The organism is Mycolicibacterium aichiense, from assembly GCF_010726245.1.
In the GTDB taxonomy this organism is placed as follows: domain Bacteria; phylum Actinomycetota; class Actinomycetes; order Mycobacteriales; family Mycobacteriaceae; genus Mycobacterium; species Mycobacterium aichiense.
On the sequence record NZ_AP022561.1, the window covers coordinates 2,057,372 to 2,070,172 of the forward strand.

The 12,801-nt window shown below is 66.2% G+C and carries 10 protein-coding genes; 6 read left to right on the top strand and 4 right to left on the bottom strand.

Annotation, left to right across the window (positions count from 1 at the left end):
• Positions 1–240: 240 nt before the first annotated feature.
• Together G6N32_RS09935 and G6N32_RS09940 are read right to left on the bottom strand one after the other, a co-directional pair.
• Positions 241–4,548, bottom strand: coding sequence for an AAA family ATPase (locus G6N32_RS09935; protein WP_115319457.1), 4,308 nt, complete (start codon positions 4,546–4,548; stop codon positions 241–243).
• A 152-nt stretch (positions 4,549–4,700) separates the two neighbouring features.
• Complete coding sequence (locus tag G6N32_RS09940) at positions 4,701–5,300, bottom strand: TetR/AcrR family transcriptional regulator (protein WP_115319458.1); 600 nt, start codon at positions 5,298–5,300, stop codon at positions 4,701–4,703.
• Between the two features lie 191 nt (positions 5,301–5,491).
• Here G6N32_RS09940 and G6N32_RS09945 point away from each other — a divergent pair, with 191 nt between their 5' ends.
• Positions 5,492–5,959 (top strand): hypothetical protein, encoded by a 468-nt coding sequence (locus G6N32_RS09945; protein WP_115319459.1) that lies wholly within the window; start codon positions 5,492–5,494, stop codon positions 5,957–5,959.
• On the opposite strand, the gene G6N32_RS09950 is transcribed toward G6N32_RS09945, so the two are convergent.
• Complete coding sequence (locus G6N32_RS09950) at positions 5,948–6,688, bottom strand: alpha/beta fold hydrolase (protein ID WP_115321050.1); 741 nt, start codon at positions 6,686–6,688, stop codon at positions 5,948–5,950. The two genes, G6N32_RS09945 and G6N32_RS09950, sit on opposite strands and share 12 nt — an antisense overlap.
• Positions 6,689–6,731: 43 nt before the next feature.
• Between G6N32_RS09950 and G6N32_RS09955 the strand changes: the two genes are divergently transcribed.
• The 3 genes from G6N32_RS09955 to G6N32_RS09965 are packed head-to-tail and all read left to right on the top strand — an operon-like array spanning position 6,732 to position 9,216.
• Positions 6,732–7,532, top strand: a complete 801-nt coding sequence (locus G6N32_RS09955; protein ID WP_115319460.1) for a thymidylate synthase — start codon at positions 6,732–6,734, stop codon at positions 7,530–7,532.
• Positions 7,529–8,011 (top strand): dihydrofolate reductase, encoded by a 483-nt coding sequence (locus tag G6N32_RS09960; RefSeq protein ID WP_115319461.1) that lies wholly within the window; start codon positions 7,529–7,531, stop codon positions 8,009–8,011. The genes G6N32_RS09955 and G6N32_RS09960 overlap by 4 nt, the downstream gene beginning before the upstream one ends.
• Positions 8,008–9,216 carry a winged helix-turn-helix domain-containing protein gene (locus tag G6N32_RS09965; RefSeq protein ID WP_115319462.1) on the top strand — a complete coding sequence of 403 codons (1,209 nt, stop codon included), beginning with the start codon at positions 8,008–8,010 and terminating at the stop codon, positions 9,214–9,216. The genes G6N32_RS09960 and G6N32_RS09965 overlap by 4 nt, the downstream gene beginning before the upstream one ends.
• 77 nt (positions 9,217–9,293) lie before the next feature.
• On the opposite strand, the gene G6N32_RS09970 is transcribed toward G6N32_RS09965, so the two are convergent.
• Positions 9,294–10,853 (bottom strand): class I adenylate-forming enzyme family protein, encoded by a 1,560-nt coding sequence (locus G6N32_RS09970; protein WP_115319463.1) that lies wholly within the window; start codon positions 10,851–10,853, stop codon positions 9,294–9,296.
• Between the two features lie 65 nt (positions 10,854–10,918).
• Between G6N32_RS09970 and G6N32_RS09975 the strand changes: the two genes are divergently transcribed.
• Both G6N32_RS09975 and thyX read left to right on the top strand, forming a co-directional pair.
• On the top strand, positions 10,919–12,034 hold the full coding sequence (locus G6N32_RS09975; protein WP_147292008.1) for a GGDEF domain-containing protein: 1,116 nt from the start codon (positions 10,919–10,921) through the stop codon (positions 12,032–12,034).
• 9 nt (positions 12,035–12,043) lie between these two features.
• On the top strand, positions 12,044–12,796 hold the full coding sequence (gene thyX, locus G6N32_RS09980; RefSeq protein ID WP_115319465.1) for an FAD-dependent thymidylate synthase: 753 nt from the start codon (positions 12,044–12,046) through the stop codon (positions 12,794–12,796).
• Positions 12,797–12,801: the final 5 nt, after the last annotated feature.

The following is a 12,801-nucleotide window of genomic DNA, read 5'->3' on the forward strand; positions in this document are numbered from 1 at the left end:
TTGCCGTCAGCGACTTTGATCTGACCGGGATCACCGACGTCCCAGTGTGGGATGGCCTGCCAGACAATGCTGCATTGCGCGAAAGTGTCGCGAACCGCCTGGTTGGCCAGGGCAAATCGCTCTGCGCTCATGTACATGGCTACGGACCCCCGACAAGTCGTAGATGTTTCGCCTGATCATGGCAGAGGAAATCGACGAGCGCGCAATTAATTCACGGAATTTCCAAAATGCAGTAGTGCACTACTTACTCAGGAGAACGATTTCCTGGCCGGGGTCCATTTCGCCTCGGGTAATCGCATCGCAGTGCGCCAGATGCAACGGTGCGACCGGATCGTCAGGCAGCAACGTCCGGCAGCGTTCGAAGGCGGTGCGGGCTTTCTCGACATCGCCTGCGTCGAACAGGGCGAAGGCTTCGTCGAAGGCGGGCTGTGCCGCACGCTTCGCCTCTCGCAGTGCAGCCGAATCCGATTCGTACACCTCATAAATCGTCACCTGCTGGCGGCGGTTGACCACCCGGACCCGTTCCATGCGGCGGACGTCGAACTGCGCGTGGTGGGCAATCCGCGCATGGGTCTGATCGGAGATCAGCAACGCCGAGCCGTAACGCTTGTTGGTGCTCTCAATGCGCGCAGCGAGGTTGACTGCGTCGCCGATGATGGTGAGAACCATCCGGTTGACTCCACCAACCAGTCCGACCCCCACCGTGCCGGTGGTGATGCCGATGCCGGCCCGCAGCTCTTGGGAACCGAGTGCTTTGCGCTCCTGGTTGTGATCGTGCAAGGAGCGCAGCATGCCCAACCCCGCGCGCACAGCGTCGGCCTCGGACTCGAAGACGGCGACGATCTCGTCGCCGCGCATGTCTTGGATCATGCCGTTGTAGCTGATGATCGGCAGCTCCATGGCTCGCAGGAAGTCCGTCGCCAGGTTGCCCGCCTCAGCCAGGTTCATATCCTCGATCATCGTGGTGTAACTACGGATGTCGCTGATGAGCACCGTCATCTCGCGTTCGACCCGATAGCCGCTGCGGACGCGGCGGAGATCGTCGATGTCGAGGATGCGCAGGAGTTCGTTCGGCACGAATCGCGATTGAACGTCCATCAGCGACTGCCGGTACTCGTCGGCGGCCCGAAGTCGTGCCTCGAGTTGGAAGTTCCACAGGGGAGCAGCTGCTTGCGCGCACAAGAATACGACCGCCTGCTCGTGGTCGGTACTGAAAACTCCTGAGGATTCGCCCTTCTCGGCGTAGACCACACCGATTATGTTGTCGTGCAATCGTATCGGTGATGCAAGTACCGATGATGTGGTTGCTGTGTGGTCACCGGCAACGATCGCAGGTGATCCGTCGTCGATCACTCGACGCACGATCGCCCGATCGTAGGAGACTTCGGTCCACGGGCCGTCGACGATCGTGATGGCGCCATGGTCATTGATGGCGCGAACTGCCAGGTGTTCGGGCTCGCCGGTGAGGAACAGGACCCGATCCGCGCCGGTGGTGTCCGCCACCGAGCCCAGAACGATGTTGGCCAGCACGTCCGCGGTCCGCGCGGCCGACAGGGAGTGCAGCAACTGGTGCGCGCCGACCGGGTCGATGCCGCCCGACCCGGACAGATCGCGCCGCAGTAGCCAGGGGTGCTCGCGCGCCAGCCTGTCGGCACGCACCACGAAACCCAGGTTCTGCCATCGCTGGTACGCCCTGCGCAGCATGTGCTCACTGAGCGTCGCGCGCCCGGTGTCGGCGTAGAGCGCGGCGACCTCCTCGTGGGTGTAGGCGCTTACGATTGGAAGCTGATTCTCATCGGCGAGACCGATCGCCTGGTGTAGGAAGCGATCGGCCTTGGTGTTCTGACCACGCGCTCGCGCCCACGCACCCTGAATGAGCGCGTAGGGAGCGGCATAGTTCTCCGGTGCGCCCGTCGCCCACTTGCGGTGCAACGCCAGCGCCCGACGGACAAAGCGGACGGTCGCGGAATCCTTTGGTGCGCTGTGGATCATGCTCAGTGCACCAAGCAGGTACACGAGCTGTGAGGCGGGCACCCCGGCCAAGCCGTCGATGTGCTCGATGGCCTCATGTGTGGCGGCGGCCGCTCCGGCGTAGTCGCCGCACCAGAAATGCAACCCCTGCTTCATCGCCGCGGCCGCGGCGAGGGTCACGGCATCGCCCTCGCTGCGCGCCGCCGGAAGAACGTCTCGCTCGTCGTAACCGCTCTCGCCGGCGAGCAGCAGCGGGTCGGCGCTGCGCCCCATCAGATTGAGGCACAGTTGCTGCACGGCCTGGCAGAGGGCACTGGGCACTGGTTGCGAACGGATCTGCGGGATCAGGGATCTGGCGAGTGCGTCGATCTCGGCCAACGGACGACCGAGCCAGAACGACTGGGAGAGCAGGACCGCGACCAAAAAGCCGGCATTCTCCTGGTCGCCTTGGTCGAGTGCCGCATCCACCGCACTGCGAAGCTCAGCCACCCCGTCACGGATGGGGTGGCGCCAATGATGGATGTAGTCCAGATACATGAACACGGTCTGCGGGCGGGCCTCCCGGAATTCCGGCCGTGCCGCGAGTTCTCTGCCCACCTCACCAAAGCGCTGGGCACCCCCGTGGTCGCCGAGCAGAACGAGCACGATGCCGTAGCCGGTGATGACCACTGGTGAGGAGGGCGTGTGGCCGTGGGCCAAGGTGAGATCGAGTTGTTTTCGGACCAATAGGGGCAAGATGTTGGGCCGGATCAGGACCGCCATGTTGCACAGCTCGGCAAGAATCGGGTGAAGGGCGATGACCCGCTCGTCATCGCAGCGCGGCAGCGTCAGCAGTTGTTCGTTGCTCCAGCGCCGCATCGCGAGTTTCATCTGGATGATCGCGTTGCCCATCCGGGGTTTGCCGGCGTCGTTCGCGACGGGTTCGCCGAGCTGCCGAAGAGCCTGAAGGCCGATCTCGAGCGCATCCTGCAGACGATTCTCGGTGACGCAGCCTTTGAGGCGGAGATACGCGAGACGCGCGCGGTCCGGTGGCTCGTTCAGGAACTGCTCGGCTTCGTCGAGTAACGCGTTGAGTGCCATCACGTCACCGACGAGCAGCGCGGCGTCCGCCGCGTCGAGTTGAAGCTCGCGCGTCAGTGCGAAGTCTGTGCTCCAGCGCCGGTCGCCGAGCAGGTCCAGCGCACTGCGGCAATAGTCGAGTGCCAGCGGAAATGACGCCTGCGCCCGGGCCTTTCGAGCTGCCCGCCGTACGACCTCGACGAAGCTGCTGCGTTCTGGCACATCGGTGGCGGCGCCGCCGGCGATGCCGATATGGCGCGCCGCGTCGAAGATCCGGTCGTCGCCGAGCGTGATCAACCGCCGACTTATGCGCAAATGGATGGTGCGCCTGTCGTCGTCCGACAGCCTCGCGCGGGCGGCTTCGGCCACCCGGTCATGGCTGAACCGGTAGCGGGCATCGCGGCTTATCGCGTTGGTGATCCGTTGCCCGCGTGAGTCGAGTGCCTCGACCAGCCGGAGTTCCAGGCACTCCCATAAAGCGCGGGCCACGACATCGGGCGACTTCGCGGCCGCCGCGGTGGCATCCTCGAGGTCGAACTCGCCACCGATGCACGCAAGGGCACTCAATACCTCACGATCCGAAGGACGAAGCTGGTCGAGGTAGCGGCCAAGGAACTCTGCGGTGGTGGCGGACACCTCGATCGAGGTGAGCACGCGCAGATCCCACCGTGGCTGGCCACCCGGGCCGACCGGCACCAGCGCGCCTTCGCGTTGGGCCCGGTAGAACAGTTGCCGAACGTGCAGCGGGTTGCCGCCCGTGCGATGGTGGAATTCGGCGGCCACGTCGCTCATCTCCACACTGCGACCACACACATCGGCCAGCAGTTCTTCGACGTCGGCGAGGGCCAGCGGTTCGAGCTGGATAGCCTGCAGGCCATCCGATTTCAGCGCGATCCCGGCCGGATCGAACTCGCCCTCCCGGTGCGCGCCGAGAACCAGGACGTTGCGCAGCGACACCGTCAGCAGCTCGGCCAGCAGCAACAGCGTGTCCCGGTCGGCCCACTGGAGGTCGTCGATCGCCAGCACCACCGGCCGATACGACGCCGTGGCAGCGAGCAGCCGGATGATGGCGCGGTGTAACTGGTGGCGAGAGTCGGCGGCGTCGAGGTCGGCAGGATTGACGAATTCGCCTAGTAGCGAAGCCAATTCGGGTACCAGTTCGGCGAGAATGCCTGCAGACCCGGACATTTCGGCGACGAGTTCGGCTTGCCACCGGGTGCGTTCGGCGGGACCGGTGGCCTGCATGGTGTGAACGATCGAGCCCAGAGCGACGGACAAGCCCGCATACGGGGCCGGTGCGTCAGGTCGGCATCTCCCATAGCCGAATACACACCCAGCGCGGGATGCCTCGATGCCGAAAGCGTGGATCAGCGTCGACTTGCCGACACCCGGCGCGCCGCTCAGCAGCAGGCACGCCCCGCCGGTGCGTCCGGCCGCGTCCACCGCGGCTCGGAGGTCGTCGAGTTCGTTTCGGCGGTCGACGACACGGCCGCCAAAGTCCAGAACCGGAGTCGTCACGGCCGGAACGGAACCTCATGCGGGGCCGTCCGTCGGACGGCACGCCGAGGAAACCGCAGGTTCACGTCGACATACATGGCCAGACCCCCCGAGGGCAGTGTCCATGAATACTAGTGACGAATCGACGGTTGTGTGAGCTATCCGTGGCCTGGTCAGGGGCGCAGACCGGAAAGGATCATCTCGGCGAAGACCTCGCCGATCTCGGTCAGTGAGCACCGGCCGTTGGGCGCGTACCACCGATGGATCCAGTTGTGCATGCCGAGGATTCCGTGCGTCATCAACCGGGGCTCCAGGTCGGCGCGGAAAACCCCTGTGCCAACGCCCTCCTTGACGATTGCGAGCAGAGTCTGGGCGTAATCCTCGGCGTTGGTGCTGATGCCGTGGGCATCGGGGATCGCGGCGATGTGCTGGCTCTCGCTGAACAGCAAGAACAGCTCGGGATGGTTCTGCAGGTCGTCGACGTAGGAGTGCAGTGCGGCACGCAGTTTGACGTCGGCCGGCTCGTCGGACTCCAGCGCGGCACGGCAGTGCCGCGTCATGTCGCGGGCAGGCTCTTCGATGAGGGCGAGTAGCAACTCTTCCTTGGTCCCCACGTAGTAGTAGAGCGACGCCCGATTGATGCCGACTTCGGCGGCCACGTCCTCGAGCCGGGCACGGGCGAATCCCTCACGCCGGAAAACCTCGGTGGCACCGACAAGGATGCTGTGCCAGCGCTCGTTGGACGCCCGGCGATCTGCTGCGCGACGTTCGATGCGGCGCCTGGCGTTGTCGCTCTGCTGGCGTGTGACTGGGATCGGTCTCGCCCTTCACTGGATCGTCTCGCTTAGTCAAAGTACGTCATCGGCCATGCGACCTTGCCTATCGCGACCGGGCCGACTCCGAGAACCGCACGATCTGTCGGCTTTTCTGGACCGGCAGGCCGGTCGGCCCTACGGTCTTGTGCATGCCGGGAATCGCTGAGATCGCTCTGGGGGCCGCGCCGATCGCCGGCGGGGCGTTACTGGGTGTGGCCGCCGGCAATCTCCGGGGCCCCGACGTGCGCGGCGCCATCAGGGCCGACCTCGAGTTGCTCGACCAGCTGCCCGAGGAGAACGTCGAGCTGCGCGCCAGGTTGCGCGAGAGCATCAACATGCGGATCGTCGACCTCATCGACGCCACCGAGAAAAGCCGCGAGCTGCGCGAGATCGCCTCGTCGTACAAGGGCAACTGGCGCGACATCGTGGTCTTCATCTGCGCGGTGCTGTTCACCATCGTGTGGTGGAACGTGCCGCACAGCCGAACCAACTGGCTGGTGATGTTCGTCTTCCTGATCCTGCTGTCGGGCGTTGTCGCGGTGTACGCCTCGCGCGGCGTCATCCGCGCGCTGGCCAGCCTGCGCCGCACCCGCCACAAGGGCGACTCAGCGGGATAGGTGCATCCCGAAGAAGTCCCTCATCGCATCCCAGTGCCGCGTGGCGGCGGCCTCGTCATAGGGCGCGTTGTCGGGGACCGCGAAGCCGTGCGCGGCGGGATACCACTCGATGGTGTGGTCGACCCCGGCTTTCGTCAACGCCTCGTCCAGGGTGTCGGCCTGGGCCTTGGTGAACGACGCGTCGTCCTGCGCTCCGCCGACGTAGACCGCCGCGGTGATGCGGTCGGCCAGCAGATGCGGGCTGCCCGGGTCGTCGGAGGCCAGTCCGCCGCCGTGAAACGACATTGCCGCGGCGACGCGCTCGGGTACCCGCGCCGCGACCGTCAGTGACGTGCGGCCACCCATGCAGTAGCCGGTCGTGCCGAACGCCTCGCCGGTCACCTCGGGACGACCGGCCAGGTAGTCGAAGAACGCCCGCGCATCGGCGGCCATCGCCTCAGGCGTGACGCTGCCGATCATCGAGAACAGCCGCTGCCGCTCGTCCTTGTCGCTGAACACGGTCTCCATGTCGAACGGCGCCCAATCGCCGCTGCGGTAGTACACGTCCGGCACCAACACCGCGTATCCCAGGTCGGCCAGCCGGGCCGCCATGTCGACAAACGTCGCGCGGGTACCACCGGCATCGGGATACAGGATCACGCCGGGCCACGGTCCCTGCCCGTCGGGAACGGCGAGGATGACCGGACAGGTTCCATCGGCAGTGGTGACGGTGTCAGAGATGGTCGGCATGGCTTCGTTTGTACTCTCTGCCTGCGCACGTAAGCTGAGCGGCGTGCCGATCGCCACGCCGTATGAGGATCTGCTGCGACTTGTGCTCGAGCAGGGCACACCGAAATCCGATCGCACCGGGACCGGCACCCGCAGTCTGTTCGGCCACCAGTTGCGCTACGACCTGTCGGCCGGCTTCCCGCTGATCACCACCAAGAAGGTGCACCTGAAGTCGGTGGTCTACGAGCTGCTGTGGTTCCTGCGCGGCGAATCCAACGTCGAATGGCTGCAGCAGCACGGCGTCACTATCTGGGACGAATGGGCCTCTGCCACAGGCGATCTCGGTCCGGTATACGGGGTTCAGTGGCGGTCATGGCCGACCCCCTCAGGTGAGCATGTCGACCAGATCAGCGCGGCGCTGGACCTGTTGCGCACCGACCCCGACAGTCGCCGGATCATCGTGTCGGCGTGGAACGTCGGCGAGATCCCGCAGATGGCGCTGGCCCCCTGTCATGCGCTGTTCCAGTTCTACGTCGCCGACGGTCGGCTGAGCTGCCAGCTCTACCAGCGCAGCGCCGACCTGTTCCTGGGGGTCCCGTTCAACATCGCCAGCTACGCGCTGCTCACCCACATGATGGCAGCCCAGGCCGGGCTCGGCGTCGGCGACTTCGTCTGGACCGGCGGCGACTGCCACATCTACGACAACCACGTCGAGCAGGTCACCGAACAGCTGAGCCGCGATCCCCGCCCATACCCCGAATTGGTTCTTGCTCAGCGTGATTCGATCTTCGACTATCAGTTCGAAGACGTCGAGATCCGCAATTACGATCCGCACCCGGCGATCAAAGCGCCCGTCGCCGTATGACGGGCTTGGGGTTGATCTGGGCGCAGTCGACCTCTGGTGTCATCGGGCGGGACGGCGGAATTCCGTGGCGTCTGCCGGAGGATCTGGCCCGCTTCAAGGAACTCACGATGGGACACACCGTTGTGATGGGCCGCCGCACCTGGGAGTCGCTGCCCAAGTCCGTGCGGCCGCTGCCGGGCCGGAAAAATGTCGTACTCACCCGGCAAGCTGACTACATGGCTGAGGGAGCGACGGTGGTGAGCGCGTTGGACGACGTGCCCGATGACGACATGTGGGTGATCGGAGGTGCAGAGGTCTACCACCTCGCACTCCCGGCGGCCACGCACTGCGAGGTGACCGAGGTGCAGATCGATCTGCGCCCCGACGACGAGGACGCGTTGGCTCCGAGTCTCGACGAATCCTGGGTCGGCACGTCGGGGGACTGGCAGGACAGCAGTTCGGGACTGCGCTACCGGTTCCACACCTTCGTTCGGGCATGACCCGGCTTTCTGCCGATCAGGCCCGCCGCGTCGCCATCTCAGCTCAGGGCTTCGCCGCACCGAAGCCTCGCGGGGCCGTCAGCCGCGCGCACCTGCGCCGGCTCATCTCACGCATCCAGGTGTTGCAGCTCGACTCGGTGTCGGTGGCCGTGCGGGCGCACTACGCGCCGGTGTTCAGCAGGCTCGGCCCCTACGATCGCAGCGTCCTCGACTCTGCCGCGTGGAGCCACAGCGCCCGGGCGCCACGGCTGCTGGTCGAGTACTGGGCCCACGAGGCTGCGCTGATGGCAGTCGAGGACTGGCCACTGATGCGTTGGCGGATGCGTGAATACGCCCACGGCCGCTGGGGCCAGGAGATCGTCAAGAAGAACCCGCGACTGGCCGACAACGTCCTGGCTGCCGTCGACGAACTCGGGCCGAGTACGGCCGGCCAGATCGAAGCGCACCTGGAAGGGGAGCGCGCGCGGCGCAAGGGTCCCTGGTGGGACCGCAGCGACACCAAGTGGGTAGCCGAGGCGCTGTGGTCGTCGGGAGCTCTGACGACGGCGACGCGGATCGGGTTCGCCCGGCACTACGACCTCACCGAGAAGGTGTTGCCCCCGCACGTGCTGGCCCGCGAGGTCGACGATGACGAGGCAGTGCGGGAATTGGTGCAGCGCGCCGCGGGTGCGTTGGGGGTGGCCACCGAACCCGACCTGCGTGACTATTTCCGGCTGAGTCCCAAGCAGAGCAAGCCCGCGGTCGCGTCTCTCGTTGCCGACGGTGCGCTCGAGGAGGTCGAGGTCGATGGCTGGTCGGCACCGGCGTACTTGACGCCGGGTGTGACGGTGCCCCGGGCGGATCGCGGCACGGCGCTGTTGTGCCCGTTCGACCCGCTGATCTTCTTTCGCCCGCGGCTCGAGCGGATCTTCGGTTTCCATTACCGCATAGAGATTTACACGCCCGAACCGAAGCGGCAGTACGGCTACTACGTGTGGCCGTTCCTGCTCGACGGCCACCTGGTCGGACGTGTCGACCTCAAGGCCGACCGCGCCAACGATGGGCTCAACGTGGTCGGAGCATTCACCGAGCCGGGCCAGAACCCGGCGGTGGTCGCGCCCAGGCTGGCGGTCGAACTCCAGAGCATGGCGGCCTGGCTCGGGTTGGGCACCGTCACGGTCGGCGCGCGCGGCAACCTGGTCGCGGCGCTGGGTAAGGCGCTGTAGGCGCCCAGATCGCCGCCATGGTCGTGATTTTCGGCGATCAGCAGCCATGGTGTCGATGTCGCTGCGGTTGATCCTCGTCAGCTGAAGCGATCCGCCAGGCTCTTCTTGTCGATCTTTTCGCCAGGAAGCGTCGGCAGGGCAGTGGTACTGATGTGCCAGCGGGTCGGAATCGCGAAGTGCGCCAGCACATCCGACACGTGGGCGCGGAGTTCATCCGCGGTCGGTGCCGCATCGGCACCCCGGTGGACGACTACGGCTGCGAGCTCTTCGCCGAGGTCGGGGTGTGGCAGTCCGATGGCGGCCACCTCGACCACCGCCGGATGCGTGGACAGAGCGGCTTCCACCTGGCCGCAGCCGATGTTCTCGCCACCCCGGATGACGATGTCCTTGGCGCGGCCGTCGATGAACAGATAGCCATCCACGAGATGGCCGAGATCGCCGGTGTGCAGCCAGCCCTCGTCGTCGACGGTTCCGTCGTCGATACCGACATAGCCGTTCATCACTGTTGGTGAGCGGGCCAGGACCTCTCCGACTCCGTCGGCATCCGGCCGGTCGATGGCCAGCTCCACCACTGGATAGGGCCGTCCTACGGTGCCGGGATATTTCTCAAGGTCGCGACCTGTCGCCGACGTCAGAAAGCCACCGGCTTCGGTCATGCCCCAGGTATTTCCGAGTCCCCGGCCGGCGAGCTGAGGCAGCCGCACCCGCATCCGGTCCAACAGCGCGGTGGGTACGGCCGCCCCGCCGAGCGGGAATGACCGCAGAGTCGACAGATCGAACGAGTCGAAATCCGGGTGCTCGAGCACCCGGATCGCCATGGTCGGGACCCCGCCCCAACTGTGTACGCCTTCGCGTTCGATCAACCCGAGTACCTGGCCGGCGTCGAACCGCCCCTCGGGAATGACCACCCGACCGCCGGTGAGGTAGTTGCTCAACAGATTGGAGAGTCCGCCGACATGGAACATCGGGGTGCTAGCCAACGAGACTGCCTGCGGCGCATCAGGATTGAGCTGGTGCGGCAGACGTTTGGTCACCGCCAGGACGTTGTGCTGGTTGGCGATGACAGCGCGCCTGGACAGCTCGACCGCCTTGGGGAGTCCAGAGCTGCCCGAGGTGAACAGGATCACCGAGGTCGCGTCGGGATCCTCGATCTCAGAGGCGTCGACCGCGGGTGAGGTGAGACTGCCGTCGGTGAATGCACCGACGTGTCGTGTTCTCGCCTTGGCTACGCCCGCCGGCGTCGTGTCGGCGATGACGAGATGCGGATCGAGCAGACCGATGGCGTGTTCCACTTCGGTCTGTTTCCACCAGCGATTGGCGAGCACCGGAACAGCGCCACTGCGCCACGCCGACCACAGGGCGACAACCCAGGCCGGACTGTTGTAGGCGTACAGCATGATTCGGTCGCCGGGCTGGACGCCGTCGTCACGCAGAGCGGCGGTTCCCGCGTTCACGGCTTCGGTGAACGCGGCGTATGTCATGCGGTGCTCGCCCTGCACCAGGAAGGTGCGCTGAGCCCAGCGCTGCGCGTCGGCGAACACCTGCGCGAAGGTCGTCGGTCGAGGGGAGTACTGCAGGCCCCGATGACCGGCATAACCATCAGCGTCGATGTCGCTTCCCCAGTGCGCGTCTGGCATCTGACTCCTTTTGGCTAACGCATCCCTGCGACATCACTACCATCAGGAGCAATCACGATCACAGCTTGGGGGCGCGCGGACTAGTGCACGGCATCGGCCTGTGGTGGCGACAACCCGACCACTACGACTGGCTGACCTCCTACCTCAAGGCGCGCCGGCTCCTGACGTTCATGCGCTGGCTGATGTTCGCCGTCTTGTCGACCATCGCCGCCGCCATCGCGCTGGCGCTGGCCAGCCCCTCGGGCCCGCAGACTCCGGCGCAGCGGATTGCCACCTGCGTGGCCAGCGGGGTGCTGGCCGCGATTGCCGTGTCGTACGTCTGCCGATGGCCCACTCGCTATCAGTCGCAGGTGTTTTCGATCGCAGGTAATGCGTGCATCGCGGTGGGCGTGCTCGCCGAGGCCGACCCACGCACCGCGATGGTCGGTGCGGTCGCATTCGTCGGGCTGGCCGGATACGTCGCCTTCTTCCACACCGCACCGTTTCTGGTTCTGACCCTCGGGACGGGCGTGGCGACCGCCGCCGTCAGCGCCGCACGGATCGCCATGGCGGGCGACTCGGCGATGGCGGTGGCCAAACTGCTGATCCTGTGCGGCGGGATACTGGCCGTCCCCTTCTGCGGTCAGGTGATCGTCCACTGGTTGTCGGTCGATTCGCTGAAGTCCTCGACCGACACGCTCACCGCCCTGCCGAACCGACGTGGCTTCTTCCGGTCGGCGCAGACCCTGTTGCGGCACGCCGACTACCGATCTCGGCCATACTTCACGATCGCGATGATCGATCTGGACGGCTTCAAGAGGCTCAACGACACCTTGGGCCACCCGACCGGGGACCGGGCTCTGGTCGCCGTCGCCGACAGCCTCAGAGCGGTCAGTGGAACCAACACCGCGGTCGCACGAGTCGGCGGCGAGGAATTCCTCTTCGCGCAGCTGTCCACGCCGGAGCAAGCCCGAGAGAACGCCGAAGAATTGCGCACGGCCATCGCCGCCGCGCCGTGGGGCGTGACGGCCAGCCTGGGGATGGCGTCGACGGTGATCCGCGCGCCCGCGCTGAAACCGCTCGAACTCATCGAATGGCTGATCGCGCGCGCCGATGCCGCCATGTACGAGGCCAAACGCAGCGGTGGGAATCAGATTCGCTATGCCGGGGACCTGACGGGCGATGGGTGGCAGGCGCACTAAGGTGAGCCCGTGGCCGAGACCGCGCCGCTGCGCGTGCAGCTGATCGCCAAGACCGAGTTCCTGGCGCCCGCCGACGTGCCGTGGGACACCGACGCCGACGGCGGTCAGGCGCTCGTCGAGTTCGCCGGCCGCGCCTGCTACCAGAGCTGGTCCAAGCCGAACCCCCGGACGGCGACCAACGCGTCGTACCTCAAACACATCATCGACGTCGGCCATTTCTCGGTGCTCGAGCACGCATCGGTGACCTTCTACATAACCGGCATCTCCCGGTCCTGCACGCATGAACTGATCCGGCACCGGCATTTCTCGTACTCCCAGCTGTCTCAGCGGTATGTGCCCGAGAACGACGCCCAGGTCGTCATACCACCCGGCCTTGAGGACGACCCGGAACTCCAGCAGATCCTCCTGACGGCGGCCGACGCCAGCAGGGCGGCCTACCTGGAGCTGCTCACCCGGCTGGAAGCCAAATTCGCTGACCAGCCGAACGCGGTCCTGCGCCGCAAACAAGCCAGGCAGGCCGCCCGCGCGGTACTGCCCAACGACACCGAGACCCGCATCGTGGTGACCGGCAACTATCGGGCCTGGCGGCATTTCATCGCGATGCGGGCCAGCGAGCACGCCGACGTCGAGATTCGCCGCCTGGCGATCGCCTGCCTGCGGGAACTCAGCGACGCCGCGCCCGCCGTCTTCGCCGATTTCGAGATCACCGAACTGGCCGACGGCACGGAGGTCGCGACGTCCCCGCTGGCGACAGAGGTCTGAGCGGA

Bases quoted from the DNA above. Each gene is read 5' to 3' on its own strand.
- G6N32_RS09945 (WP_115319459.1), top strand. From the start codon at position 5,492: ATGCCGGGAATCGCTGAGATCGCTCTGGGGGCCGCGCCGATCGCCGGC.
- G6N32_RS09950 (WP_115321050.1), bottom strand. From the start codon at position 6,688: ATGCCGACCATCTCTGACACCGTCACCACTGCCGATGGAACCTGTCCG.
- G6N32_RS09960 (WP_115319461.1), top strand. From the start codon at position 7,529: ATGACGGGCTTGGGGTTGATCTGGGCGCAGTCGACCTCTGGTGTCATC.
- G6N32_RS09970 (WP_115319463.1), bottom strand. From the start codon at position 10,853: ATGCCAGACGCGCACTGGGGAAGCGACATCGACGCTGATGGTTATGCC.
- G6N32_RS09965 (WP_115319462.1), top strand. From the start codon at position 8,008: ATGACCCGGCTTTCTGCCGATCAGGCCCGCCGCGTCGCCATCTCAGCT.